Here is a 23,072-nt window from a genome sequence, read left to right as displayed (position 1 = left end):
GTTGGTGTTCTACACGACGCCCTGCTCGCGCAGCCGCCGGATCTGGTCCTGGCCCAGGCCGGCCTCGCGCAGGATCTCGTCCGTGTGCTCGCCGCACTCCGGCGCGGCGGCCCGCACCGACGCCGGCGTGCGCTGCAGGTGCACGGGCTGGGTCACGAAGGTGCAGGCCGTGCCCGAGCGCGTGGTCGCCTGCGCGGTGGCGCCCATGTGGCGCACCTGCGGGTCGGCGAACACCTGCGGCACGGTGTACAGCGGGCCGGCCGGCACGCCGGCGCGGTTCAGGCAGTCGACCCAGTGGTCCACCGGCTGGCCGGCGAACACGGCCTCGATCTGCGCCGTCAACGTGGAGCGATTGGCGATGCGGGCCTGCTCGCTGGCGAAACGTTCGTCCTGCTGCCACTCCGGGTGGCCGAGCGCCTCGCAGAAGCGGCGCCAGTTGCCGCTGCCGGCCACGCCCAGGTTGAGGCAGCCGTCCTGCGCCCGGAACAGGCCCATGGGGCTGGCCGTCGGATGGTCGTTGCCGCATGGCTGCGGCACGGCGCCTTCGTTCAGGTAGCGCGCCGCCTGGAAGTCCATCATCGCGATCAGCGAATGCAGCAGCGAGGTGTGCACCCACTGGCCCTGGCCCGAGCGCTCACGCTCCAGCAGCGCGGCGAAGATGCCCAGTGCCAGGTACAGGCCGGCGCTGGAGTCGGCGACGGCGATGCCGGCGCGCACCGGCTGCCCGGGAAAGCCCGTCACCGAGGTCAGTCCGCCCATGCCCTGGATCACCTGGTCGAAGCCGGGGCGCCCGGCATACGGACCGTCCTGGCCGAAGCCGGAGATGCTGGCCAGGATGATGCGCGGGTTGATCGCCTGGAGCGACTCGTAGTCCAGCCCGAGGCGGTGCTTCACGTCCGGGCGCCAGTTCTCGACCACCACGTCCGCCGTCGCCACCAGCATGCGCAAGGCAGCGATGCCTTCCGGCTTCTTCAGGTTCAGGGTCAGCGAGCGCTTGTTGCGGTTCAGGTTCTGGAAGTCGCCGCCCTCGCGCTTGTCCACGAACATGTTGTCGTTCGCATCGACGCCCGGCGGCGGCTCGATGCGGATCACGTCGGCGCCGAAGTCCGCCAGCATGCGCACGCAGGTGGGACCGGCGCGCACGCGCGAGAGGTCGAGCACGCGGAACGGGGCCAGCGCCTGGCCTGCCTGGATGCGGGGCATGTCAGCGTCCCTTCCATTGCGGCCGGCGCTTCTCGCGCAGGGCGGCGCGGCCTTCGGCGAAGTCCTCGCTGGCCATCAGGCGCTCTTCGCGCTCGCGCAGCCGCTGCAGGTCCCACTCGCCGCGGCCGATCTCGCTGAGGGATTGCTTGAGGGCGTCGAGCGACAGGGGCGCGAGCGATGCCACCTGCGCGGCGAGCGCGTCCACGCGCGCGCGCAATGCATCGCGTGGCAGCAACTCCTGCAGGTACCCGACGCGCAGCAGCGTCTGCGCATCGATCGCCTCGGCGGTGAGGAAGGCGCGCTTGGCCACGCTCACGCCCAGGCGCGACACATAGCGGCGCAGGCCGCTGGGATAGTAGTGCAGCCCCAGGGACGCGGCGGGCATGCGCATCTCGATGCCTTCGGCGCCGAGCGCGAGGTCGCAGGCCAGCACCAGGTCGGTGGCGCCGCCGTACACGCTGCCCTCCAGCACGCAGAGGGTGACGGGACGCAGCCGCTCCGCGGCCTCGACCACGTGCTCGAAGGTTACCTCCGGGCGCGCGCCGTCGAACTCGCCCGCGTGGTAGCCGGCGCTGAAGACGGGCCGGTCGGGCAGCACCTGGGCGTCCAGCACCAGCACCCGCACGGAGGCGTCGGCATCCAATCGCCGGAAGCTCTCCAGGAGGAACACGAGGTCCTCGTTGTGCAGGCGGTTGCGGTAGGCCGGCCGGCTCAGCGTGATGCGGGCGACGCCTTGCGCCACCTCCAGCTGCGGCGGACGCGAATCTTCGGGGAGGTCGGGGCTCATGGGCGCAGCATACGGAGCCTGGGGCCTGCCGGAGGCAGAATCACATATGTGATTCAACATCAGGAATGTGGATGGCCGAACCGTCGGTGAAGTCGGCGCGCCGCGCCATGGAATTGCTGGAGTTCTTCGCCGAATCGCGGCGGCCGGCCAGCGTGAACGAGGTGTCGCAGTCCATGGGCTGGCCGCAGTCGAGCACCTCCGTGCTGCTGCGGTCGCTGGCGGATGCGGGCTTCTACGACCACGACGCCCGCACCGGCATGTACTCGCCCAGCGTGCGCATCCTGCTGGCCGCGGAATGGATCGGGGAGCAGCTGCTGAGCGAGAAGAGCCTGCTGGGCCTGATGGAGAAGGTGCACGTGCAGACGGGGCACACGGTGATGGTGGGCGCACAGCACGGGCTGCACGTGCGCTACCTGCACGTGCTGCAGGCGACGCGCGAGGGGCGCTTCACCGCGAAGACCGGCTCGCTGCGGCCGCTGTTCCACAGCGCGACCGGCAAGATGCTGCTGACCCTCAAGCCCGAACGCGAGGTGGCCCTGCTGCTGCGGCGGGCCAATGCCATCGAGCCGGAGCCGGCGAAGGTGCTGGCGCTGGAGGAGGTGCTGCGCGAGCGCGAACTGACGCGCCGCAACGGCTATGCCTTGTCGCTGGGCACCTCCGTGCCGGGCGCGGCGGCGCTCGCCATCCTGCTGCCCGTGCCGCGCGGAGAAAGGCCGATGACCTTGAGCGTCGGCGGACCGATGGGCGAGGTGGCGAAGGAAAAGGACAGGCTGGTGAAGGTGCTGTCAGCGGCGATTGCGGATCGGCATTGAGGCCGGATCGATGGCTTCGCCGCAGCCTGATCGCCACTCCCGACCCGCCCCCTTTCGCCGCCAGCGAGGTGGAGCGCGTCCATGCGTGCTGCCCGGCAGCACGCCTGTTGTCCTTGCCGCAGCGCTGCCTATACTGAACCGCATGCGCGATGCCGCCCTCTCGCTGGAGGAGCTGCTCTCCGCCGCCGGGCGGGGCGACCATGACGCGTTCTCCGAGATCTACGCCCGCACCAGCGCGCACCTGTTCGGCGTCGCCGTGCGCCTCCTGGGCCGCAACCAGGCGGCGGAGGAAGTCCTGCAGGAAGCTTTCGTCAGTGTCTGGAAGAACGCGGCCAGCTACCGGGGCGAGGTGGGCGGGCAGGCGATCCAGCCGATGACGTGGCTGATCACCATCGTGCGCAACAAGGCGCTGGACGCGCTGCGCGCACGCAGGCGCCTGGGCGAGACGGAATTCGATGCGGCCGGCGATGACGAGGACGAGGACGGATCCGTGCGCGAGCCCTCGCCCAGCGCGCTGGAGCTGTTCAGCGCCGCGGCGGAATCGCTGCGCATCGAACGCTGCATGGAAGGCCTGCAAGGCACCCAGCGGCAAAGCCTCGCGCTGGCCTACTACCAGGGCCTGTCGCACACCGAGGTGGCGTCGCAGATGGGCGTGCCGCTCGGTTCGGTGAAGGCCTGGATCCGGCGCGGGCTCGACAAGCTGCGGGACTGCCTGCAGCCGCAGGGAGTCGGCGCGTGAGGTACGCACAGCCCGAACTGGTGGACCGCCTCGCGGCCGCGTACGTGCTCGGCACCTTGTCGCAGCGCGCACGGCGGCGGTTCGAGCGGCTGCGCCGCGACCGCGCGGACGTGCAGCTGGCCGTCGGCGGGTGGGAGGCGCGCCTGAATCGCCTGGGCGCCTCGGTGCCTCCCGTGCAGCCGCCGCACCGTGTCTGGCGCACGATCGAGGAGGACACGCGCAAGGACGTGTCGGCCACGGCTCCCGCTTCCCGCACCCGCTGGTGGCTGCCCGTGGGCGCAGGCGCACTGGGTGTGCTGGCGGGTGGGGCGTTCGTGGCCGCGTTGTTGTCCGTCCTGCCGTCCCTGCTGTTCACGCCGGACCAGGTGGCGATGCGCGCCGGGCAGAAGCTGCCGCAAAGCTACGTGGGCCTGCTCACGGATGCGCAGGGCAACGGCAAGCTCCTCATCAGCTCGCTGCGCCACGGCCGCACGATGACCATGAAGGTGATCGGGCCGATCACGCCGCCGGCCAGCGGACGCCTCGTGCTGTGGGCGCTGCCGCGCGACGGCGCCGCGTTCGTGATCGGCAACGTGCCCACGAGCGGATCGTCCACGAGCGAGCTGCCGGACACCTCCGAGAAGCTGCTGTCGAAGGTGCAGCGCCTTGCCGTCACGGTCGAGACCGAGGCGAACCCCGTCGCGCCATCCGTGACGCTGTTCACGGGAACCTGCGCGAAGTTGTGGTGAGGTGCATCCGCGCGCGCTCTGCGGTGCATCCATTTCCTTGCTCCGGCCGTAGCTAGGGACGTGGGCGGGCCACAGCGGCCGGCACCACATCCCCAGAGGAACCTGCGCGCAGGAGCGGAGCCGCAGGTCCATCCCCCAGCCCCGCTCACCGGAGAAGATCATGCAAGAGCGCACCACGTCCAACATCTCCTTCCTCGCTTCCGTGGCCGCCGCCGCGATGGCCGCCGCCCTCATGAGCGGCAACGCGCGCGCCGAAGGACCGATCGAGGACATCCGGCCCATCACCGGCGCCGTGAGCCGCGACGCGGTGAAGGCCGAGACGATGGCGCACCGCCGCGAGCTCACGAGTTTCGCCACCGAGTACATGCAGCAGCAGCCGCGCGAACTGCAGGCGCGCTCGGAGCGCACGCGCGAGGAAGCCCGCGCCGAATACGTCGCCGCGCGCGACGAGGTGCGCGCGATGAATGCGGAGGACAGCGGCTCGGGTTATCTCGCGCTGATGAACGTGCGGATGCCGCAGCGGATGCTGGCGCAGGTGGGGCGCTGAGGAGAGCGGCGGCAATCGGTGGCCATCGGTGGGGTTCGCTGGCGCTCACCGTTGCGCGGCGGGGCCGCGGCCACCCTACAGGGAGAGGGGCCGGACGGCGCCAGTGAGTGTCCAGCCCAATCCGAGCAGCAGCATGCGCGTGCCTAGGTCCTCGAACGCGCACGGCTCCACGCGCGGGCCCATGTTCTCCAGCTGCTTGTCGCGCACGCGCACGAACGCGAGTTCGTGCGTACGGGCGAGCGACAGCCACAGGCGATGGGCGCCTTGCGACTGGCGGGGTCCGCTGAGCAGGCACAGGCCCGCTTCCAGTGCCCACACATACACGGCGCTGGCCACGCCACGTTGCCGGTAGGCAGTGGCGTACCGGGAGTGGGGGCTGCGCAGGGGGCGGGCGGCGGCACGATCGAGCTCGGGGACGCGGTTGAACACCGTGCATCCGGCCAGGACGCCGCGTGCGGCGTCCTCGACATGGACGTGGAACTCGCCATCGGATTCCCTGAACCTGAACGCGAGCTCGGGGAAGGGGCTGGCGATGCGCTGCATGTCGTGCAGCGCGTCTCCAGGCCGGCGCATGCGCGCATGCAAGGCGGCCAGTTCGGCCTCCAGGTCGCGGTGCTCCAGCGAGACGTCAATGCGCATGGCCGCTCCACCATCCGCTCATGAGACCCAGGGGCTTGTACCGTGCCGTGACCCGCGCGCTGGTTTCCCATTCGGCGCGCTGCACGCCGAGCCCGGCGAAGATCCCGTAGCCTTCGCCGGCCTGGATAGCCCCGCCGCACTCCAGCCCTTCCCCCGCGCGGATCGCGCCGGACGACGCGATGTCGCCGCCCGACTTGATGCCCCATCCGGCGTCCAGGTGCAGGCCGCAACGGATGGCTTCGTCGCTGATCAGACCCTGCCGCACGCGCAGTGAACCGGAGGCATCCACGCCACCGCGCACGCTCAAGGCCTTCGCGCTGCAGTCCCCGCCCACCAGCAAGTCGCCCTTGACCAGGGCCGCGCCTGCGATCGAAAGCTCGCCGCTGCAAGTCAGGCTGCCGGCGGCCTTCAGGTCCCCGGCGCGCACGCGACCGCCTGCGATCACGTGCCACCCGGTGTGCAGGGATCCCGCGCATTCGATGTGGCGCGCACAGTTCATGCCGCCCCCGGCCCGGACATCGCCGCCGGCGAGCACGTCCCGGCCCGCACGGATGCTGCCTTCGCAGCGGACGGAGCCGCCCACGCGCAGCACCGAGCCGACTTCGATGCTGCCCGCGACCTCGAGGCTGCCGGCATACACCATGGCCTCGGCGTCGAGCCGTTCCAGCTTCAGCGTCGTCTTCACGGCGCCGACGTTCTCCAGCAGCCAGCACGCGTCTTCCACGCGGCTATCGCGCACCAGGTGATCGAGCACCTGCTGGTACTCGCTCCCGTCGCGGTGGTGGCGCAGGTACCACCGGAACCCGTCGGCGCACGGGTTCTTGGCTCGGACGAAATCCTTGGTGAAGTCCATGGCAGTGCGCGCGTCCGCCGCTGCGGATGCGCTGAATCGTTCGTGGTTCTGGATTCGCCTGGGCGGCCGGGTCGGGCGCGGGCCGTGGTGAAGCCCGCGGGCTCAGGCGGCGCTGTGGGGCCCGACGGTCGGTGTGCGCTGGGGGAAGCTGCTGACCGCCGGGCTCAGGGATGGCCGGGTGTTCGCCCGCGACCGTAGCGCCGCAACGCCGACGTGCACGCGCGCACGCCCACCGCCATCGAGGATGGCGCGGCGGATGCAAGCAGCGGGCAACATGGAATCGGGTGCATGACGGGCAGGAGTATAGGCAGCGAGCGCGTGCGGGGGAGTGCCCGCGCCGCATTCTGGCAAGGATCGTCGGGTCATCCGTTATTGGGGTGCCGTCTATACTCGTGGGGCCATGCAACTCCACGCGCGTTCGTACCGCCATGCACACCGCGTGCCGCAGCATCCCGCTGCGGCCGGCATGACGGCGCCTGCGCAAACGCGCGCTGCGGGCCATCGAGGCACGCCAGCAGATTCCTGAGCCCGGCGGTCCGCCTCTTCCTTCAGCGCTGACCATGGACCGCCGGGCAAAGCCCCCGGCGCGATAGCGAGCCGCCCCGTGCGCTCGCACTCCATGGGAGTGCTTCGATGCATACGACACCGCTTGGTGGACGGCAGTCCGCCAGTTTCGACTTCCCCGTGCGTTTCGGCGATGAACCCGCCATGGGCCGCCTGCCGCTGCGCCAGCGTTGGCAGCTGCTGGGTGACAGCGCGCCGGCATCGGCAGCACCGCCCCTGCGCGAGACCGTTCCAGCACGTTCGAAATTCGCGCTCATCCCGCAAGGTGCCGGCGGCGAGATCTGGGCGCTGAACGAGCGCGCACTGCGCGAAGGCCGCGCGGCCGTCAGCGCGGGACATGGCGAGGGTGTCCGCTTCGGCGAGCTCCAGGTGCACACCTACGTGGACCCCGTGCGCCGCGTCCCCATGGAGCCGCTGATGTTCGTGAAGGTGAACGCGCGGCGTGAGCACCTCGACGTCCTCCTGCAGCAGCTGCGCGCGCGGGGAGCGCGCATGCACGAAGTGGAGCTCCAGAAGCAACGGGTGGTCCTGCGCGCCGAAGCGCGCCTCGCGCGGCTGCTCGGCCTCGAAGAAGCCGTGCTGGCCGTCGGCAGGCACTCGGCCCAGGTCTTCTCGTGGCTGGTCCGCTACGAGCCGGCACCGGTCCACTTCGTCGAGGAGTAGGCATCGAAGGATTGCGGCTCATCGCCGACCTGCGAATGCCGATGCCCATCCGTCCTCACGATCTTGCAGCCCCGTCCATCCAACCCGAGGAACCACCCGTGAAATACAGATCGAGCGCCGAATTCCTGGCGCAGGTGCAGGCCCGCAATCCCGGGCAGCCCGAATTCGTGCAGGCCGTGACCGAGGTCATCGCGAGCCTGTGGCCCTTCATCGCGGAACACCCGCGGTACGCGGAGCAAGGGTTGCTCGACCGCCTCGTCGAGCCCGAGCGCATCGTGCAGTTCCGCGTGTCGTGGGTGGACGACCAGGGCCACGTGCAGGTCAACCGCGGTTACCGCGTGCAGCACAGTTCGGCCATCGGGCCGTACAAGGGGGGGCTGCGCTTCCATCCCTCGGTGAACCCGTCCATTCTCAAGTTCCTCGCTTTCGAACAGACCTTCAAGAATGCGCTGACCACGCTGCCCATGGGCGGCGCCAAGGGAGGCTCGGATTTCGACCCCAAGGGCCGCAGCCCCGGCGAAGTCATGCGCTTCTGCCAGGCCTTCATGGGCGAGCTGTTCCGACACATCGGTGGCGACACGGACATCCCCGCCGGCGACATCGGTGTCGGCGCGCGCGAGGTGGGCTACATGGCCGGCATGATGAAGAAGCTGAGCAACCGCGCCGACTGCGTGTTCACCGGCAAGGGCCTGTCCTTCGGCGGCTCCCTGATCCGGCCCGAGGCCACCGGCTACGGCACCGTCTACTTCGCGCAGGAGATGCTGCGGCGCCGCGGCAAGTCGCTCGAAGGCCGGCGGGTGATCGTGTCCGGGTCCGGCAACGTGGCGCAGTTCGCGATCGAGAAGGCCATGGCGCTCGGCGCGCAGGTCCTGACGGCTTCCGATTCCGGAGGAACCGTCGTGGAGCCGGGCGGCTTCAACCCCGGGAAGCTTGCCCTGCTGATGGAAGTGAAGAACCAGATGTACGGCCGGGTGAGCGACTACGCGCAGCGGACGGGCGCGCAGTTCCTCCCCGGACGCAAGCCCTGGTCGATCGCCGCCGACGTCGCCCTGCCGTGCGCGACCCAGAACGAACTCGACGAAGCGGACGCCCGCACCCTGATCGGCAACGGAGTGCAGTGCGTCGCGGAAGGTGCCAACATGCCCGCCACCCTGGCGGCCGTGCATGCCTTCGAGGAAGCGGACGTGCTCTTCGCACCGGGCAAGGCGAGCAATGCGGGCGGCGTCGCGACTTCCGGGCTCGAGATGAGCCAGAACGCCATGCGGCTGGCGTGGCCGCGCGAGGAGGTGGACGCACGCCTTCTGACGATCATGCAAGGCATCCATGCGGCCTGCGTGCAGCATGGATCAGGGCGCAACGGCCACGTGAGCTACGTGCGCGGGGCCAACATCGCAGGCTTCGTGAAGGTGGCCGACGCGATGCTGGCACAGGGGATCCTCTAGCGCGGAGGCAGCACGCCCACGATGCGCGCCGCGTGCACGCGTCCGAAGGAGCGCCAGGTCGCGGTCTGGCCCGTGCACCGTCCCAGCAGGCTGGCGCCCAGGGGCGAGAGCACGGAGATGCGGCCCCGCGCGGGATCCACGTCCGCCGGATAGCACACGGTGATTCGGCAGAACTCCTGCGCGGGCCCCGCGACGAGGAAGACCTGCGCGTTCATGGTCACGAGGCCAGGGGATCCGAGCTCGGCGACCGCGCTCGTTTCCAGCGTGGTCTGCACATCTTCGCGTCCCGCCAGCGCCATGCCGCCCTCGGCGAGCAGGCGCGTGAGGCGGGCATGGTCGGTGTGGGTCAGCGTGCGGCGATGCGGGCGGATGCCGGCTTCTTCCATGATCACTCCCTTGCGAGTCCGCTCTTGCCGCGAACGCATCGCCGCCAGCGGAACCGGTTGCGCCTGGAGTGCCCGGCGATCGGGCTGGCGCGGGATACGAAGGAATCGCCGGGCTCAGGAAAGTGCTGCCACGCCGCCGAGTCTAGGGTGCGCGGGGCGCCGCGCCAAGCGCGCGCGCAATGCCCCCGCATGCCTTGCCAGAATGCATTGGGCGCCGATCGCAGGTTTCTTCCTATACTCGCTTCCATGGCACGCCACGCATGCACGCATCGGATGGCACCCGCGTTCTGGTTCACGCGGGCGGCGTCGCCACGCACGCCCGCACATTCCTGAGCCCGGCGGTCGCACCTTCCCCCCAAAGCGCCAACCTTCCTCCGCCGGGCAGAGCCCCGGCGTAGCTGCACGCTTCCCGCACTCACGGCGCACCTCCATGCGCGCCGGCAGGGGGCGACTTGCAAGGAAGGAATGAAGATGAACGACGCCCGCAGCGAACGCGCTCCATCGAAAATGAAGCGAGTGCTGGTGCTGCACGACCTGCACGCCGACGCCGACAACGCCGCCTGGCGCGCAGGCATGCTGGCGCGCGCACACGGTGGCTGGCTGCGCATCCTGAACCTGGGCCGCTTCGGTGACCCGGAGTTCGCCCGCAAGCGTCTCGAGGCGCTCGCGTGGCGATTGCAGGAGCACCTGCAGATCGCCGTCCTCGCGCAGGCCTATCGCGGCTCGGTCACGGGCGAGTTGCGCCGCGCCGCCGACGAGGCGGACTTGCTCGTCATGCGTGTCCCTTCGGGGCTGGACGCCGCGACCGGGCTGCAGCCCTTGCGTGCCGCGCGGCTCGCCGGCCGGCCGACGCTGGTCGTGCGCACGCCGGCGAACGTAGCGTACCGCAGGGTCCTCGTCGCGACGCCGCCCGACGGCGACGCGGAACACATGCTGGTGCCGGCAAGGGAGATGGGCGACGGCAAGGAACTGCCATCGAGCGCGCCCCTGCAGTCCGCCGCCGCGCTGCTCGGTCGCGAACGGCAGCTGTTCCCCGACCTGGTGGTCGTGCCGTGCGTGCAGGCGCCCTCGATCGCGCGCCGCTTCCTCTCGCTGACGAAGGCGGATACCTTGCTGCTGCCCGACGCCGCGGCCGGTGTGTCGCGCACGGCGGGTTCCGCCGGCTTCGGGCACTACGTCGAACAGCCCGTACTTTCCGAGGCGGCACCATGAACGGACACCCGGAAGACGCCTCCTTCCTGCCGCTGCGCCACATCCTGGTCGTGAGCGACCTGGGCCCCGCGGCCGCCAACGCGCTCTGGCGCGCGGCGCACCTCGCGCGCGCGCAGGGGGCGGCGCTGCGCGTGCTGCACGTGTTGCAGGACGCGCGCCAGGCGGAGGCGGCGCAGTCCGTGCTCGCGCCCCTGGCGGACGCGGTGCAGCACCGCCTGGGAGTCGCCGTGAACGTGGACGTCGTCCGCGGCGATCTCGCACGGGAAACGGCCCGTGCTGCCGTCGGGGCGGACCTGCTGGTGCTGCCGGCGCGCGAAGGAAACACCTTGCGCGAACGCATCGCGGGCACGGCCGTGGAGCGCCTGGTCCACGCCAGCCGCATCCCGGTGCTGGTGGTCAAGCGGGCGCTGCCCCGCGCGCGCGACGGTGCGCTGCACCCGCCGTCCCGCAACGACCTCTACGACAGGGTGCTGGTGGCTGTCGATCTCACCGCGGAGGCGGGCGGTGTCATCGCTGCGGCGGCCTGCCTGTCGGCGGATCCGCGCATGGAGGTGTTCCACGCCCTGCCGCCGCAGAAGCACGCGGGCGTCGCGCTCCTGCCAGGCGGTGCCGGCTCGAACGCGGGCACCGAGGTGGAACGTGCGCGCGCTGCCCTCCTGGAGCGCATGGCACAGGCGGGGGTGCTGCGTCACGGCGCGCAAGTGGCGGTCGGGTTCGGCCATGCAGCTTTCTCCGTGGTCGCCAAGGGACGCGCGATCGGCGCCGAACTGCTCGTCATCGGCAAGCGCCAGCGCAGGCTGCTGGGCGGCCTGTTCCTGGGCGCGGTGGCGCGGGAGGTGCTTTCGGAATCCCGTTCCGATGTCCTGCTGGTGCCCACTGCGCCGCGCGCGACCACCTCGCTGCCTGCGGGATTCCGGGAGGGCTCGGGACCGGTCATCCACACGCCGGCAGCGGTGGCCGACCGCGCCGCTGTCGACTAGAGTTGTCTTTCCATGCCCGCGGGGTGGGCGCATCGCCCGCCTCGCCTGGCTCGCCCTGCGAAAGGACCGCGCATGAACCCTTCCACGAAACTCGAGCGGCTGCTGGCCGCCACGGATCTTTCCGCTCCGGCGCGCCACGCCGTCGAACGCGCGGCGCTGGTGGCGCGGGCCGCAGGTGCCCGGCTGGACCTCCTGCATGTCGCGGCGTTCTCGCGCATGGACGAACTGCGCCGCCTGGTGGCCAGCTTGCCGGCCGATGTCGAGACGCGCATGCGCGAGCAGACGCAGATGCTGGTCGACGCGCTGGCGGTCATGGTGCGTGAACGGCACGGCATCGAGGCCGCGACCCACGTGTCTTCCGGCCCGCTGCTGCCATCGATCGGGCAGGCCGCGACCGCCATCGATGCCGACCTGCTCGTGCTGGGCGCGCGCGGCAGCAGCATGCTGCGGCACCTGGTCCTGGGCTCGACCGCCGCACGGCTGATCGATGGCTTCGGCCGGCCGATGCTGGTGGTGAAGCGGGCCCCTGCCGCCGCGTACCGCTGCGTGCTGGTGCCGGTCGACTTCTCCGACGCGTCGCTGCCGGCGTTGCAGATGGCACGCGCCGTCGCGCCGGGGGCGCACATCGTGCCGCTGCATGCGTACGAGGCGCCGTTCGAAGGCAAGCTGCGCGTCGCGAGCGTCGAGGAACGCCATCTGCAAGAGTACCGCGAGCACGCGCGGGTGGAGGCGCAGGCCCGCCTGGCCGACCTGTGCCAGCGCGCGGGTCTCGGCGGCGCGGCCCCGCCCCTGCTGCTGCACGGTTCGCCCGCGCTGCGCATCCTCACGCAGGAAGACGAGCAGGATTGCGACCTCATCGTCATGGGCCGGCAGGGACAGAGCCGCATGGCGGACATGCTCCTGGGCAGCGTCAGCCGCCGCATCCTGGCGGAATCGGAGGCCGACGTGCTGGTGATGCCCTGAAGCTGCGCATCGCACGCAACAGGCCCGCAATGCCCCCGCATTCCTTGCCAGAATCGCTTCGCGGCGATATTGCACCGCGGCCTATACTTGCCCGCATGGCACGCCACGCTGCTTCCCGTCGAACCCATGGCACGGACCTCGCCCTCGCGGCGTGCGACGTGCGTGCGCGTTCGCTTGCCCCTTCGCGGGCGGGGCTGCAGCGAACGCCCGCACATTCCTGAGCCCGGCGGTCGCCACCCCCTTTCAGCGCCATCCATCGACCGCCGGGCACACACCCCGGCGTGATTGCGAGTCCCCCGTTTCTCGGAGCGGCTCGCGCTCGAATGGAGTGCCCCATGCGTGTCTCGAATGCCGGCGAGCAGAAGCTCACCGGGCTTGACTTCACCTCGCTCACCTGCAGGCCCATGCCGGCCGGCGAAGATGCCCGCCTGCCTGACGTGCGCAACAAGCTGGACCTCCTCCCGCTGCGCCAGATGGTGGCTGCGGCTGGCGATGCAGGCTGCGTGCTCGCCGGCCAGGGCTTGCTCGACTCGCTGTCCAGGCCCGGCCGCTTCCAGATCCTCCGTCACGGACACGGTGCCCAGATCCTGGCCGCGAGCGAGTTCGCCCTGGCGGAAGCGCAGGCCGTCCTGCGCGGGGCCTATGGCGAGTTGGTGATGTTCGGCGCGCCAAGCGTCCACACCTACCTGGATGCGCCAACGCAGGCCGTGATGGTGCCCGTCATGTTCCTGCGGATCGACGCGCCGCGCGCCCACCTGAAGGAACTGCTCGCGCTGCTGCAGGCGCGGGCCGCGGACCAGAAACAAGTCGATGTGCAGCGTGCGCGGGTGGTGATCCGCGCCGAGGTGGAGCTTGCCCGTGCGCTCGGCCTGCAGCGCCAGGTGCAGGAGGCCACCGACGGCGCGGCGCACTCCCTGTGCTGGCTCTCGGGCTACCGGCACCCGGTGCAGGGGTCGCGGAAGCCTTCGCAGCGATCCGCCTTCCCCGGGGACAACGAGGCAGGAGCAGCGTCATGACGACCGAAGACGTGTCCCTGCTGCTCGCCGTCCTTGGCAGCACCTCCGTGTTCACCTCCTGGGTGGCGCGCCGCACCGGCGACACCGCGCGGGATGCCTGGCTCATGTTCGGGGTGGGCGCGGGACTCCTGGGCCTCGCCGCCGCGGCCTGGCTGTGGTGAGCGTGCAAGGCACTGCCACCACCATGACAACCCTCATGCTTCCCGGGCCCCATCCTTGCTAGCATGCCCCGCACCACCATCCCGGAGCTGTTCCCATGCCTCTGCCTGTCTCCCGCATCGCCCTCGCCTGCGGCGCCCTCCTCTCCTTCGCCGCGGCGGCGCAAGTGCCGCCCACGCTGGACAAGGTCAAGGCCCAGGGCACGATCACCGTGGCCCACCGCGAATCGTCCATCCCCTTCTCCTACCTGGGGACCGAGGGCAAGCCGACCGGTTTCGGCTGGGAGATCTGCCAGCGCATCGTGGAGAACGTGAAGAAGGCCACCGGCCGCGCGGACCTGAAGGTCGAGACGCTGCCCGTCACCTCGCAGAACCGCATCCCGCTGGTGCAGAACGGAACCGTCGACGTCGAGTGCGGCTCCACCACCAACAACTCGGACCGCGCCAAGCAGGTCGCCTTCGCGATCAACTACTTCTACACGGGAACGCGCTTCCTGGTGAAGACCGACTCCAACATCAAGTCGCTCAACGACCTCAAGGGCAAGCGGGTGGTCACCACCGCGGGGACCACGAACTTCCAGGTGCTGCGCGCCGCGAACCAGCGGCAGTCCCTCGGCTTCGAGCTCTCGACGGCCAAGGACCACTCGGAGTCCGCGCTGCTGGTGGACGGCGGGCGCGCGGACGCCTTCGGCATGGACGACATCCTGCTGTACGGCCTGCGCGCCGCGGCGGCGAACCCTGCATCGCTGGCCGTCGTGGGCGAGCCGCTGCAGGTGGAGCCCTACGCGATCATGTTCCGCAAGGACGACCCCGCCTTCAAGAAGCTGGTGGACGACACCGTCGCCGGCCTGATGAAAAGCGGCGAGTTCGAGCAGCTCTATCGCAAGTGGTTCCAGTCGCCGATCCCGCCCAAGGGCATCAACCTGAACGCGCCCATGAGCCAGGAGCTGCAGGACAACCTGAAGGCGCTGTCGGACAAGCCGGCGCTCTGAGCGGCCGTATGCGGGGGGAGATGCGGCCAGCCGCATCTCCGCGCGGGTTCAGTACTCCCCGAGCGGGCGGTCGCGCCGCCGCTCAACGCGCTGGCTGCTGGGCGAGCTTCACCAGGGCCGCCGCCTGGTCTCGGTCCGCCTTCATGAAGGCCGCGAACTGCTGCGGCGACATCGGTGTCGCCTCGATGTAGCGAGCATCGAGGAACTCGACGAACTTCGGGTCCTGCAGCAGCCGCGTGAACTCCGCGTTGACGCGTTGCAGGATCGCCGCCGGCGTGCCCGCAGGGGCGGCCAGGCCCCACCAGACGCGCGCGGAGAAGCCGCCCAGCCCCGCCTCCTTGAGCGTGGGCACCTGCGGCAGCAGCGGGGAGCGCTTCTCCGCGGACACGGCCAGGGCCTTCACCTTGCCGGCCTGGAGGACGCCGGTGAAGTTGCCGATGCCCATCTGCGCCACCTGGATCTCACCCGCCGACAGCGCCGTGCTGATCGGACCGCCACCCTTGTAGGGGATGCCGGCGATGGCCGTGCCCCACTCGCGATTCAGCCAGGCCAGCAGCATCTCCTGCAGCGAGCCCTCGCCCAGCGTTCCGAAGTTGACCGCGGCCGGGTGCGACGCCGCGTAGGCACGCAGTTCCGCGACGTTGGACACGGGCAGCGTCGCGGGCACGAACAGGCCTTCGGTCACCTGGAAGAGCTTGGCGATCGGCGCGAAGTCGCGCTCCGGGTCGTAGGAGAGCCTGGGCGTCGTGTGCGGGTTGAGCGACATCGAGCCGAAGTACACCGCGCACAGCGTATAGCCGTCCGGCGCCGCCTTCGCGCAGGCGTCGGTGCCGACGATGGCGCTGGCGCCCGGCTTGTTGTCGATCAGGATCGGCTGTCCGAGCCGCGGCTGGATTTCCTGCGCGGCGGCCCGCAACACGACGTCCGTGACGCTGCCGGCGGCCAGCGGCACGATGATGCGCACGGGCCGGCTCGGCCAGTCCTGCTGCGCGTGCGCCCACAGCGGTACCAGGCCGGCGAGGAGCGCCAGGGCGCCGAGCTTGCGTCGAATCTGCATGGGGTGTCTCCGTTCTTGATCTCAGTGCAGGCTGGAAGCGCTGCCGGCCCTGGAACCGAGCAGGCCGATGATGCGGCCGAACATGGCATCGTCCTGTGCCATGTAGTGCGCGAACGCGTCGCCGAACTGCCAGGCCAGCGTGAAGGAGGAAGCCCGGGCTTCGCGCTGGAACTCCGGGTTGCCCGCCACCCGCCGCAGGGCATCGACATACCGGTCGCGCAGCGCCGTCGGCAGGCCCTTGGGCGCCACCAGGCCGCGCCAGTGCGCCACCGACCACGGGAATCCCAGCGCTTCCTCCACCGTGGGCACGGCGGAGAAGACCGCATGCCGCGTCGCATCCATGTTCGCCAGCGCCCGCGCTTGCCCGCCCTGCAGCGGACCGCGTGCATCGGTGAGCGTGATGGGAGCCACGTCGGCCTCGCCCGCGATGACCTGGGCCAGGCCCTGTTCGCCGCTGAGCGTCTCGCGCCACTGCAGGCGGCCCACGTCGATCCCCGCCCGGTCGAGAAGTCCGACGAGCGCGAACTTCCAGACGCCGAAGTTCGGGCCGCCGGAGCCGACGATGTCGCGGCCGCGGCAGGCGTCCAGGAATTGCGCCAGCGTTTGCCAGGGCGCGTCGGCACGCACGATGACCGCGGCCGCCTCCACGAAGGGCACGGCCAGGGGCGTGTAGTCGTCGGGGGCGAGCGGGGTGAGGCCGCCGTACCAGTGCATCATCCCGATCTCGCCGCTCACCTGGCCGATGGTGCGGCCGTCGGGCGCGGCCTCGGCGATGGCGGTATGGCCGACGATGGCGCCCGTGCGGTTCACCACCTCGACGGCTTCGCCGAGTTCGCCGGCCAGGTAGCGGGCCACCAGCCTTGCGCGCTGGTCGCTGCCGCCGCCCTGCACGTAGGGAACGATCAGCCGGATGGGATCACGGACATTGGCCATGCGCCCTCACTCCGGCAGGACGCCGATTTCCTTCGTCAGCTTCGCCCAGCGCGTGTGTTCCGCCTGCAGGAAGGCGGCCATCTGCTCGGGCGTTCCTGCGCCCTCGGTGATGGGGCCGACTGCCAGGATCTTCGCCGCCATCTCCTTGTCGCCCAGCACCGCATCCAGGTCGCGGTTGAACCGCTGGATGGCGGCAGCAGGCGTGCCCGCGGGCGCGACGATGGCCTGCCAGCCGGCGTAGTCGAAGCCGGGGATCACCTCGGACAAGGGGGGCACGTTCTCCAGGCCGGCCACGCGCGAGGCCGTGGTGACGGCGATCGGGCGCAGGCGACCGGACTTGATCATCTGCACCAGCGCGGGCACGTCGCCCATCACCGCGTCGGTCTGCCCGCCGACGGTGTCGGTGACCGCGGCACCGACGGACACGTAAGGTACCGCGTTGACCTGCACGCCCAGTTGGGCGCCGACCAGGCGGGTCATCATGCCGCCGAAGGTCTTGGGGCCCTCGTTGGCGACCGTCAGCTTGCCGGGGTTGGCCCTCGCCTGCGCGACGAAGTCCTGCAGGCTCTTCACCGGCGAAGATGCATTCACGCACAGCACGAACGGCACCTTGCCGATCATCCCCACGGGCACGAAGTCCTTCTGCGGGTCGTAGGGCAGCGTCTTGAACAGGTAAGGGTTGCTCACCAGCGCCGCGGAGGTGGCGTAGTAGAAGTTGTAGCCGTCGGCCGGCGACTTCGCGGCCGCCTGGGCACCGATGGCGTTCTGTCCGCCGGGCTTGTTCTCCACCACGATGGCCTGCTTCCACTTGCGCGAGAGCTGGTCGCCGATCATGCGCGCCATCGCGTCCGGACCGGACCCGGGCGGCTGCGACAGGATCAGCTTCACCGGCTTGTCGGGCCAGGTTTGCGCGCGCGCCGCGCCGGCCCCGAACGCGGTGAGCGATACGGCCGCGGCGGCCTGCATGAAATCCCTGCGCTTCATCGTCTGTCTCCTGTGTGTATGGGTTCTGTCAGGCCGTCGCCGTTTCCGGCTGCGACGCCGCTTGCGGCCAGCGTTGCCGCCACTGCGCAAGAAGTTCCTGCGTCTCGACACGGCCCAACGCCGTGCCGAAGACGTAGTGGTCCGGGCGCACCAGCGCGGTGTCGCAGCCGTGCTTTTGCATCCAGCGCGCGACCACGCCTTCGGCTTCGGGCGTGCGCTGCAGCGCCACGACCGTGATGCCTGGCGGCACATCGGCCGGCGCATCGCTGCCGGCAGCGAGCACCAGGCGCCAACCGCCGCCCACCGCGTGGTCCATCAGCGCGCCGGAGGCGGCCAGGCGGGGCTGCGGGAACAGCGTGCCGCGGCCGGTGGTGTCGCGCTCCATGAGGAAGCCGCCTTCGACGCGCGGCAGGATGTCCTGCCGCGGCGTGTCCTGCACGATGCCGCCGCAGTCGGCCAGCATCTTCGCGTCGCGCGCACGGGCCTTGGCCGCATCGCGCTCGCAGATCACGGCGCCCACGCCCTTGATGCGGCTGGTGAGCTCGCGCACGTGCGCCTTGCGCTCGGTGCCGTAGCTGTCCAGGAGCGCCTCGGCGGCGCCGCCTCGCACCTCGCCCTTGAGCACAGCGGCGAGCTTCCACGATAGGTTGCTCACGTCGCGCATGCCCTGGCACATGCCCTGGCCGAGGAAGGGCGGCTGCATGTGCGCGGCATCGCCGGCGAGGAACACGCGGCCCTTGCGCCATTGCGCGGCCACCAGCGCGTGGAAGCGGTAGCTGGCCTGCCGCCACAGCTCGCCGTCCTGCGGCGTGAGCCAGCGCGAGAGCAGCTTCCAGGTCGCCTGCGGCGTCGCGGCCTGTTTCGGGTCCTCGCCCGGCTTGAGGGAGATCTCCCAGCGCCTGTGGTTCTTCGGGCCGATCACCAGCGTGCAGGGGCGCTCCGGCTCGCAGTACTGCACGCTCACCTTGGGAAGCTTCGCGAGGCCGCGCTCGTTGACGAGCACGTCCACCACCAGCCAAGGCTCGTCGAAGTCCAGGTCTTCCAGCGGCATGTCCAGTTGCGTGCGCACGAAGCTCGCGCCGCCGTCGCAGGCGATCACGTACTGCGCGCGGACCGCATGCTGGGTGCCTGCAGCATCGCGCACCTGCAGCGTCGCGCCTTGCGCGTCCTGCTCGACACCGACGACCTCGGCCCCCAGCTCCACCTGCACGTTGGACATGGCCGCCACGCGCTCGCGCAGCGCCCGCTCCACCGGCGGCTGCGTGAACACCAGCGAAGGTGTGTGGCCCTGGGGATAGGGCGGCTCCACCATCGTCATGCGGCGGATCATCTTCCCGTCCACCCCGAAGTACTCCGAGGGGGTGAAGGGCTCCGTGAACGGCTGGACCGCATCGACCACGCCCAGCTGCTGGAACACCCGCATGATCTCGTGGTCCAGGGAGATCGCACGCGGGATCTCGTAGACGCCCGGCAGCTTCTCGCAGGCGTAGACCTTCAGCCCCGCCTGCCCCAGCAGCCCCGCCGCGACGACGCCGCTCGGGCCGAAGCCGACGATGGCGACGTCGTACAGTGCCTCGCTCATGCGCCCTCGGCCGCGATCGGGTTGCTCAGCGCGCCGACCTTCTCGATGTCGATCACGATGGTGTCGCCGGCCTTCATCCACACGGGCGGGTTGCGCGCCTGGCCCACGCCGGCCGGCGTGCCCATGACGATCACGTCGCCCGGCTCCAGCGTCAGCACGTCGGCCAGCAGCGCGATGGTCTCGGCGACGCTGAAGATCATGTCGCTGGTGTTCGCGTCCTGCATCACCTGGCCGTTGAGCAGCGAGCGGATGCGCAGGCCGGCGGCGCCCGGCTGCAGTTCGTCGGCCGTCACCAGGTGCGGGCCGAAGCCGCCGGTGCGGTCGAAGTTCTTGCCGATGGTCCACTGCGGCGTGCGCTTCTGGTAGTCGCGCACGCTCATGTCGTTGAAGCAGCTGTAACCGAAGACGTACTGCAGCGCGTCGGCTTCCTTCGTGTGGCGGGGCACCGTCTTGCCGATCACCACCGCCAGTTCCGCCTCGTAGTCGAACTTCGTGGACACCTGCGGCGCCCAGCCCGCTTCGCCATGCGCGACCAGCGAGGACGCGGCGCGGAAGAAGAACCAGGGGTAATCGGGCTTCTCGCGGCCGCCTTCCTTGGCATGGTCGTAGTAGTTCAGGCCCAGGCAGACGATCTTGCCGGGCTCGGGCACCAGCGGCGCGAGCCTGGCGTTGGCCAGCGGCTGGCGCTTGGCCTTGTCCTTGAGCGCCGCTTCGCCGACGGAGCGCAGGTCCACACCGGCTTTCAGCGCCATGCGCAGGTCGGCCGGCGTCTTGGCATTCGCGTCGTTGAGGTCGACGAGCGCATCGCCGTCGACGAGGGCCAGGCGGGCTTCGCCGCCGCGCAGGTAGGTGGTGAACTTCATGGCAGGGATCTCTCGCGGTTGATCAGGGGTTGGGGGCGAAGAAGACGCGCTTTTGCGCCTCCTTCAGGGTGGCGGAGGGCGGGGCGGAGATGCCCCACTGGTCGACGCGGCCGGCCGGCCACTTCCAGTGCTCGGGGCCGTGCGCCTCGTAGCTCTCGTCGATCTGCTCCACGTCGGCCGTGTACTCGATGACGATGCCGAAGGGGTCGAGGAAGTAGTTGAAGAGGTTGTTGCCCGGCCCGTGCCGCCCGGGGCCCCACTGGATGGGGAAGCCCGCGTCGCGCATGCGGCCGCCGCCGCGCATCACCGACTCGAAATCCGGCATCAGGAAGGCAATGTGGTTCAGCGCGTCGTTGTCGGAGATGCCCAGCGCGATCGTGTGGTGGTCGCGGTCGCAGTTCATGAAGGCCATGATTCCGGTGCGATCCGCCAGTCGGAAGCCCAGCGCCTCCTGCAGGAATTGCTGCGAGGCGTCGACGTCGTGGGTGTTGAGCACCACGTGCGTGAGGCGGATGGGACGGTCCTGCACCGGTGCGCTCTCGGCGCGGCGCGCGTCGCCGTGCACCACCTGGAAGGTGCGGCCATGCGGGTCCTGGAACTTCAGGCCGATGCCGCCGGCGGGGTTGCGCGTGAGCTCGTGCGGCTCGGCGAGGATCTTGCCCCCGGCACGCAGCACGTTCGCACGCACCGCATCCAGCGCCTCGCGATGGCGCGCCCGCAGCGTGACCTGGCGGATCTGCGGCACCTCGCCGCCCTGGTGCAAGGCGAGCAGGTGGTGGTCGCTGCCGCTGCCACGCAGGAACAGCTCGCCGTCGCCGCGGTGCGCGACCTCCAGGTGCCAGGTCTTCGTGTAGAACTCTTCGGCCTTTGCCAGGTCGGGCACGTAGAGCGCCACGCTGCGCAGGCCTGCGATCCAGGGACTCATGCGTTCGTCACTTTCTGCCGGGCGAGGAAGCGCTCGGCGTTGCGATGGACCAGCAAGGCAACGGTGTCGGCATCGAAGCCGGCGGCCTCGATGCGCTGCACCGGCGTGCGGTCGTGGAAGTTGAAGGGGTAGTCGGTACCGACCAGCAACTGCGTGGCACCGAAGGTGTCCGCGAGGTAACGCAGTGCCTTGTCGTCGAACACCAGCGTGTCGTAGAAGAGCCGGCGCGCCTGGTCCGCGGGCGCTTCGCTGACCTGCTCCTTCAGCGCCGGGAACACGCCCCAGCCCTGCTGCAGCCGCGGTAGCAACAGGCCCAGCGTGCCGCCGCCGTGGCTGAAGGCGATGCGCAGCTTCGGGCGGCGCGGCAGCAGGTTGGAGGTGATCACCGACGCCGCCGCCAGCCCCACGTCACCCGGGTACGCGAGCACCTGCTGCAGCGCCGGCGGGCCGACCAGGCGGTCCATGCCGGCCGGACGGATCGCGTGCACGAAGACGCTGGCGCCCAGCGCCTCGCAGGCCTCGAAGAAGGGGTCGAAGCGCGGATCGCCGATGGGCGCGCCGTTGACGTTGCTGCCGACTTCCACGCCCGGAAAGCCGAGCACCTTCACCACATATTCCAGTTCGCGGATGGCCAGGTCCAGGTCCTGCAGCGGCACGGCGCCGAGGCCCGCGAGCGCGCCGCTGCTTTCGGCCACCATGCCCGCGATCTGGTCGTTGAGGAAGCGCAGGAGCTGCTGCGCGTCGGCCGGCTGCATCCAGTAGGACAGCAGTTCCGGCATCGGGGAGACCACCTGCAGCGCGAGCCCCATCCCGGGCAGGTCCGCGAGGCGCTTGCCCGTGTCCCAGCACCGGTCGGACACGGTGCGGTACACCTTGCCCGAGATCATCACGTTGCGGTGGCACGCCTGCGCCGCGGCCATCGACGGCCAGTCGGCGGGGGCCTTGCTGCCGAGGTACGCAGGGAAGTTCTCCGGCACCACGTGGGCGTGGGCGTCGATCCCGCAGGGGCAGCCGGACGGATGGTTGTGCGCGCTCAATGTCTGTCTCCGCTGCGCATGGTAGGGAGGCCCGCCTTATCCGAACAGCCGATCCCGTGGATACATAGAATCCATGCCATGGATATCCGCGCCGTCGACCTCAACCTGCTGGTGGTGTTCGACGCCATGGCCCGCCACCGCAGCGTCAACCGCACCGCGGAGGCGATCGGCCTGAGCCAGCCCGCCACCAGCGCGGCGCTCGCCCGCCTGCGGGCGCAGTTCGACGACGCCCTGTTCGTGCGCGCCGGTGCGCAGATGGAGCCGACGCCGCGCGCCCTGGAGCTCGCGCCCGCCGTGCGCCGCGTCGTCGAGGCGATCCAGTCGGAGATCCTGCAGCCCGCGGGCTTCGATCCCGCGACGGCGCAGCGCAGCTTCACCATCCTCACGCCCGACATCGGCGAGGTCGCGTTCCTGCCCGGCGTGCTGCGGCGGCTGCGGCAGGAGGCGCCGCACGTGAAGCTGCAGGCAGTGGCCAAGCCGCGCGCGGCGGCGGGCTCGGCGCTCGAAGCGGGCGAGGCGGACCTGGCGGTGGGCTTCTTCCCCGACCTGCAGAAGGCCGGCTACTTCCAGCAGGCGCTGTTCAAGACCTCCTATGCGTGCATCACCTGCGCGCGCAACGAGGCGGTGGGTTCGCGCCTCACGCTCAAGCAGTACCTGGCCGCGCGCCACGTCGTCGTGCGCCCGGATGGCCGCGAGCACCTGCTCGATCGCTTCCTGGAGGACAAGGGCTGGCAGCGGCACGTGACGCTGGAGTTGTCGCACTTCATGAGCCTGCTGTCGCTGCTGCCCGGCACGGACCTGGTCGCGACCGTGCCCGACGACATCGCCACCGTCGTGGGCCGCCACGCGCCGCTCAAGCGCATCACGCTGCCGTTCCGCCCGCCCCAGATCCAGGTGCAGCAGTTCTGGCACCGCCGCATGCAGGACGACGCGGCCAACCGCTGGCTGCGCGGCCTGTTCTACGAGGTGAACCGTCGGGATGCCGGGTCGGCGCTTGCGCTGTGACG

At 70.5% G+C, this 23,072-nt stretch carries 25 protein-coding genes; 13 read left to right on the top strand and 12 right to left on the bottom strand.

Annotated features, from left to right (window positions below):
• Positions 1–9: 9 nt before the first annotated feature.
• Both AC3EGR_RS00585 and AC3EGR_RS00580 read right to left on the bottom strand, forming a co-directional pair.
• Positions 10–1,203: a CaiB/BaiF CoA transferase family protein gene (locus tag AC3EGR_RS00585; RefSeq protein WP_488544478.1), complete on the bottom strand. Its 1,194-nt coding sequence runs from the start codon at positions 1,201–1,203 to the stop codon at positions 10–12.
• Between the two features lies 1 nt (position 1,204).
• Positions 1,205–1,990, bottom strand: a complete 786-nt coding sequence (locus AC3EGR_RS00580; protein ID WP_488544477.1) for an enoyl-CoA hydratase/isomerase family protein — start codon at positions 1,988–1,990, stop codon at positions 1,205–1,207.
• Between the two features lie 71 nt (positions 1,991–2,061).
• On the opposite strand from AC3EGR_RS00580, the gene AC3EGR_RS00575 reads away from it, so the two are divergent.
• From AC3EGR_RS00575 to AC3EGR_RS00560, 4 genes are all read left to right on the top strand, one after another.
• Complete coding sequence (locus AC3EGR_RS00575) at positions 2,062–2,802, top strand: IclR family transcriptional regulator (RefSeq protein WP_488544476.1); 741 nt, start codon at positions 2,062–2,064, stop codon at positions 2,800–2,802.
• Between the two features lie 142 nt (positions 2,803–2,944).
• Positions 2,945–3,541, top strand: coding sequence for a sigma-70 family RNA polymerase sigma factor (locus tag AC3EGR_RS00570; protein ID WP_488544475.1), 597 nt, complete (start codon positions 2,945–2,947; stop codon positions 3,539–3,541).
• Positions 3,538–4,269, top strand: a complete 732-nt coding sequence (locus AC3EGR_RS00565; RefSeq protein WP_488544474.1) for an anti-sigma factor — start codon at positions 3,538–3,540, stop codon at positions 4,267–4,269. The genes AC3EGR_RS00570 and AC3EGR_RS00565 overlap by 4 nt, the downstream gene beginning before the upstream one ends.
• Before the next feature lie 160 nt (positions 4,270–4,429).
• Positions 4,430–4,816, top strand: coding sequence for a hypothetical protein (locus tag AC3EGR_RS00560; protein ID WP_488544473.1), 387 nt, complete (start codon positions 4,430–4,432; stop codon positions 4,814–4,816).
• Positions 4,817–4,891: 75 nt separating this feature from the next.
• Here AC3EGR_RS00560 and AC3EGR_RS00555 read toward each other — a convergent pair whose 3' ends face one another.
• Together AC3EGR_RS00555 and AC3EGR_RS00550 are read right to left on the bottom strand one after the other, a co-directional pair.
• Complete coding sequence (locus AC3EGR_RS00555) at positions 4,892–5,455, bottom strand: N-acetyltransferase (protein WP_488544472.1); 564 nt, start codon at positions 5,453–5,455, stop codon at positions 4,892–4,894.
• Positions 5,445–6,308: a hypothetical protein gene (locus AC3EGR_RS00550; RefSeq protein WP_488544471.1), complete on the bottom strand. Its 864-nt coding sequence runs from the start codon at positions 6,306–6,308 to the stop codon at positions 5,445–5,447. The genes AC3EGR_RS00555 and AC3EGR_RS00550 overlap by 11 nt, the downstream gene beginning before the upstream one ends.
• Before the next feature lie 633 nt (positions 6,309–6,941).
• On the opposite strand from AC3EGR_RS00550, the gene AC3EGR_RS00545 reads away from it, so the two are divergent.
• On the top strand, positions 6,942–7,535 hold the full coding sequence (locus tag AC3EGR_RS00545; protein ID WP_488544470.1) for a hypothetical protein: 594 nt from the start codon (positions 6,942–6,944) through the stop codon (positions 7,533–7,535).
• A gap of 98 nt (positions 7,536–7,633) precedes the next feature.
• Positions 7,634–8,977 (top strand): NADP-specific glutamate dehydrogenase, encoded by a 1,344-nt coding sequence (gene gdhA / locus AC3EGR_RS00540; RefSeq protein WP_488544469.1) that lies wholly within the window; start codon positions 7,634–7,636, stop codon positions 8,975–8,977.
• On the opposite strand, the gene AC3EGR_RS00535 is transcribed toward gdhA, so the two are convergent.
• Entirely contained in the window at positions 8,974–9,363 is a 390-nt protein-coding gene (locus AC3EGR_RS00535) for a GreA/GreB family elongation factor (RefSeq protein WP_488544468.1), read from the bottom strand. The genes gdhA and AC3EGR_RS00535 overlap by 4 nt on opposite strands.
• Before the next feature lie 507 nt (positions 9,364–9,870).
• Between AC3EGR_RS00535 and AC3EGR_RS00530 the strand changes: the two genes are divergently transcribed.
• The 6 genes from AC3EGR_RS00530 to AC3EGR_RS00505 all read left to right on the top strand — a co-directional run bounded on the left by AC3EGR_RS00530 (position 9,871) and on the right by AC3EGR_RS00505 (position 14,684).
• Positions 9,871–10,575 carry a hypothetical protein gene (locus AC3EGR_RS00530; protein WP_488544467.1) on the top strand — a complete coding sequence of 235 codons (705 nt, stop codon included), beginning with the start codon at positions 9,871–9,873 and terminating at the stop codon, positions 10,573–10,575.
• Positions 10,572–11,555, top strand: coding sequence for a universal stress protein (locus AC3EGR_RS00525; RefSeq protein WP_488544466.1), 984 nt, complete (start codon positions 10,572–10,574; stop codon positions 11,553–11,555). Before AC3EGR_RS00530 ends, AC3EGR_RS00525 begins: the two co-directional genes overlap by 4 nt.
• Before the next feature lie 72 nt (positions 11,556–11,627).
• Entirely contained in the window at positions 11,628–12,518 is an 891-nt protein-coding gene (locus AC3EGR_RS00520) for a universal stress protein (RefSeq protein ID WP_488544465.1), read from the top strand.
• A gap of 335 nt (positions 12,519–12,853) precedes the next feature.
• Entirely contained in the window at positions 12,854–13,534 is a 681-nt protein-coding gene (locus AC3EGR_RS00515; RefSeq protein ID WP_488544464.1) for a hypothetical protein, read from the top strand.
• The gene (locus tag AC3EGR_RS00510) at positions 13,531–13,695 is read left to right on the top strand and encodes a hypothetical protein (protein ID WP_488544463.1); all 165 of its coding nucleotides are present in this window, start codon (positions 13,531–13,533) and stop codon (positions 13,693–13,695) included. The genes AC3EGR_RS00515 and AC3EGR_RS00510 overlap by 4 nt, the downstream gene beginning before the upstream one ends.
• A 95-nt stretch (positions 13,696–13,790) precedes the next feature.
• Positions 13,791–14,684: an amino acid ABC transporter substrate-binding protein gene (locus AC3EGR_RS00505; RefSeq protein ID WP_488544462.1), complete on the top strand. Its 894-nt coding sequence runs from the start codon at positions 13,791–13,793 to the stop codon at positions 14,682–14,684.
• 82 nt (positions 14,685–14,766) lie between these two features.
• Here the strand turns inward: AC3EGR_RS00505 and AC3EGR_RS00500 are convergent, their stop codons facing one another.
• The 7 genes from AC3EGR_RS00500 to AC3EGR_RS00470 are packed head-to-tail and all read right to left on the bottom strand — an operon-like array spanning position 14,767 to position 22,065.
• On the bottom strand, positions 14,767–15,741 hold the full coding sequence (locus tag AC3EGR_RS00500; protein ID WP_488544461.1) for a Bug family tripartite tricarboxylate transporter substrate binding protein: 975 nt from the start codon (positions 15,739–15,741) through the stop codon (positions 14,767–14,769).
• A gap of 21 nt (positions 15,742–15,762) precedes the next feature.
• A complete protein-coding gene (locus AC3EGR_RS00495; RefSeq protein WP_488544460.1) occupies positions 15,763–16,674 on the bottom strand; it encodes a tripartite tricarboxylate transporter substrate binding protein in 912 nt (303 codons plus the stop codon).
• A gap of 6 nt (positions 16,675–16,680) precedes the next feature.
• On the bottom strand, positions 16,681–17,658 hold the full coding sequence (locus AC3EGR_RS00490) for a Bug family tripartite tricarboxylate transporter substrate binding protein (protein WP_488544459.1): 978 nt from the start codon (positions 17,656–17,658) through the stop codon (positions 16,681–16,683).
• A gap of 28 nt (positions 17,659–17,686) precedes the next feature.
• Entirely contained in the window at positions 17,687–19,240 is a 1,554-nt protein-coding gene (locus tag AC3EGR_RS00485) for a bifunctional 3-(3-hydroxy-phenyl)propionate/3-hydroxycinnamic acid hydroxylase (RefSeq protein ID WP_488544458.1), read from the bottom strand.
• Entirely contained in the window at positions 19,237–20,103 is an 867-nt protein-coding gene (locus AC3EGR_RS00480) for a fumarylacetoacetate hydrolase family protein (protein WP_488544457.1), read from the bottom strand. The genes AC3EGR_RS00485 and AC3EGR_RS00480 overlap by 4 nt, the downstream gene beginning before the upstream one ends.
• Before the next feature lie 22 nt (positions 20,104–20,125).
• Positions 20,126–21,028 carry a VOC family protein gene (locus tag AC3EGR_RS00475; RefSeq protein ID WP_488544456.1) on the bottom strand — a complete coding sequence of 301 codons (903 nt, stop codon included), beginning with the start codon at positions 21,026–21,028 and terminating at the stop codon, positions 20,126–20,128.
• On the bottom strand, positions 21,025–22,065 hold the full coding sequence (locus tag AC3EGR_RS00470; RefSeq protein ID WP_488544455.1) for an amidohydrolase family protein: 1,041 nt from the start codon (positions 22,063–22,065) through the stop codon (positions 21,025–21,027). The genes AC3EGR_RS00475 and AC3EGR_RS00470 overlap by 4 nt, the downstream gene beginning before the upstream one ends.
• 78 nt (positions 22,066–22,143) lie before the next feature.
• On the opposite strand from AC3EGR_RS00470, the gene AC3EGR_RS00465 reads away from it, so the two are divergent.
• Positions 22,144–23,070, top strand: coding sequence for a LysR family transcriptional regulator (locus tag AC3EGR_RS00465; protein WP_488544454.1), 927 nt, complete (start codon positions 22,144–22,146; stop codon positions 23,068–23,070).
• Positions 23,071–23,072: the final 2 nt, after the last annotated feature.

It is taken from the genome of Ramlibacter sp. G4-7 (assembly GCF_057784995.1).
This window is presented reverse-complemented; position numbering and strand designations above follow the sequence as displayed.

Coding starts and splice junctions, on each gene's coding strand:
- AC3EGR_RS00515 (WP_488544464.1), top strand. CDS start 12,854: ATGCGTGTCTCGAATGCCGGCGAGCAGAAGCTCACCGGGCTTGACTTC.
- AC3EGR_RS00555 (WP_488544472.1), bottom strand. CDS start 5,455: ATGCGCATTGACGTCTCGCTGGAGCACCGCGACCTGGAGGCCGAACTG.
- AC3EGR_RS00485 (WP_488544458.1), bottom strand. CDS start 19,240: ATGAGCGAGGCACTGTACGACGTCGCCATCGTCGGCTTCGGCCCGAGC.
- AC3EGR_RS00520 (WP_488544465.1), top strand. CDS start 11,628: ATGAACCCTTCCACGAAACTCGAGCGGCTGCTGGCCGCCACGGATCTT.
- AC3EGR_RS00560 (WP_488544473.1), top strand. CDS start 4,430: ATGCAAGAGCGCACCACGTCCAACATCTCCTTCCTCGCTTCCGTGGCC.
- AC3EGR_RS00580 (WP_488544477.1), bottom strand. CDS start 1,990: ATGAGCCCCGACCTCCCCGAAGATTCGCGTCCGCCGCAGCTGGAGGTG.
- AC3EGR_RS00575 (WP_488544476.1), top strand. CDS start 2,062: ATGGCCGAACCGTCGGTGAAGTCGGCGCGCCGCGCCATGGAATTGCTG.
- AC3EGR_RS00525 (WP_488544466.1), top strand. CDS start 10,572: ATGAACGGACACCCGGAAGACGCCTCCTTCCTGCCGCTGCGCCACATC.
- AC3EGR_RS00550 (WP_488544471.1), bottom strand. CDS start 6,308: ATGGACTTCACCAAGGATTTCGTCCGAGCCAAGAACCCGTGCGCCGAC.
- AC3EGR_RS00505 (WP_488544462.1), top strand. CDS start 13,791: ATGCCTCTGCCTGTCTCCCGCATCGCCCTCGCCTGCGGCGCCCTCCTC.
- AC3EGR_RS00495 (WP_488544460.1), bottom strand. CDS start 16,674: ATGGCCAATGTCCGTGATCCCATCCGGCTGATCGTTCCCTACGTGCAG.
- AC3EGR_RS00570 (WP_488544475.1), top strand. CDS start 2,945: ATGCGCGATGCCGCCCTCTCGCTGGAGGAGCTGCTCTCCGCCGCCGGG.
- AC3EGR_RS00490 (WP_488544459.1), bottom strand. CDS start 17,658: ATGAAGCGCAGGGATTTCATGCAGGCCGCCGCGGCCGTATCGCTCACC.
- AC3EGR_RS00480 (WP_488544457.1), bottom strand. CDS start 20,103: ATGAAGTTCACCACCTACCTGCGCGGCGGCGAAGCCCGCCTGGCCCTC.
- AC3EGR_RS00545 (WP_488544470.1), top strand. CDS start 6,942: ATGCATACGACACCGCTTGGTGGACGGCAGTCCGCCAGTTTCGACTTC.
- AC3EGR_RS00535 (WP_488544468.1), bottom strand. CDS start 9,363: ATGGAAGAAGCCGGCATCCGCCCGCATCGCCGCACGCTGACCCACACC.
- AC3EGR_RS00530 (WP_488544467.1), top strand. CDS start 9,871: ATGAAGCGAGTGCTGGTGCTGCACGACCTGCACGCCGACGCCGACAAC.
- AC3EGR_RS00475 (WP_488544456.1), bottom strand. CDS start 21,028: ATGAGTCCCTGGATCGCAGGCCTGCGCAGCGTGGCGCTCTACGTGCCC.
- AC3EGR_RS00510 (WP_488544463.1), top strand. CDS start 13,531: ATGACGACCGAAGACGTGTCCCTGCTGCTCGCCGTCCTTGGCAGCACC.
- AC3EGR_RS00500 (WP_488544461.1), bottom strand. CDS start 15,741: ATGCAGATTCGACGCAAGCTCGGCGCCCTGGCGCTCCTCGCCGGCCTG.
- AC3EGR_RS00465 (WP_488544454.1), top strand. CDS start 22,144: ATGGATATCCGCGCCGTCGACCTCAACCTGCTGGTGGTGTTCGACGCC.
- AC3EGR_RS00585 (WP_488544478.1), bottom strand. CDS start 1,203: ATGCCCCGCATCCAGGCAGGCCAGGCGCTGGCCCCGTTCCGCGTGCTC.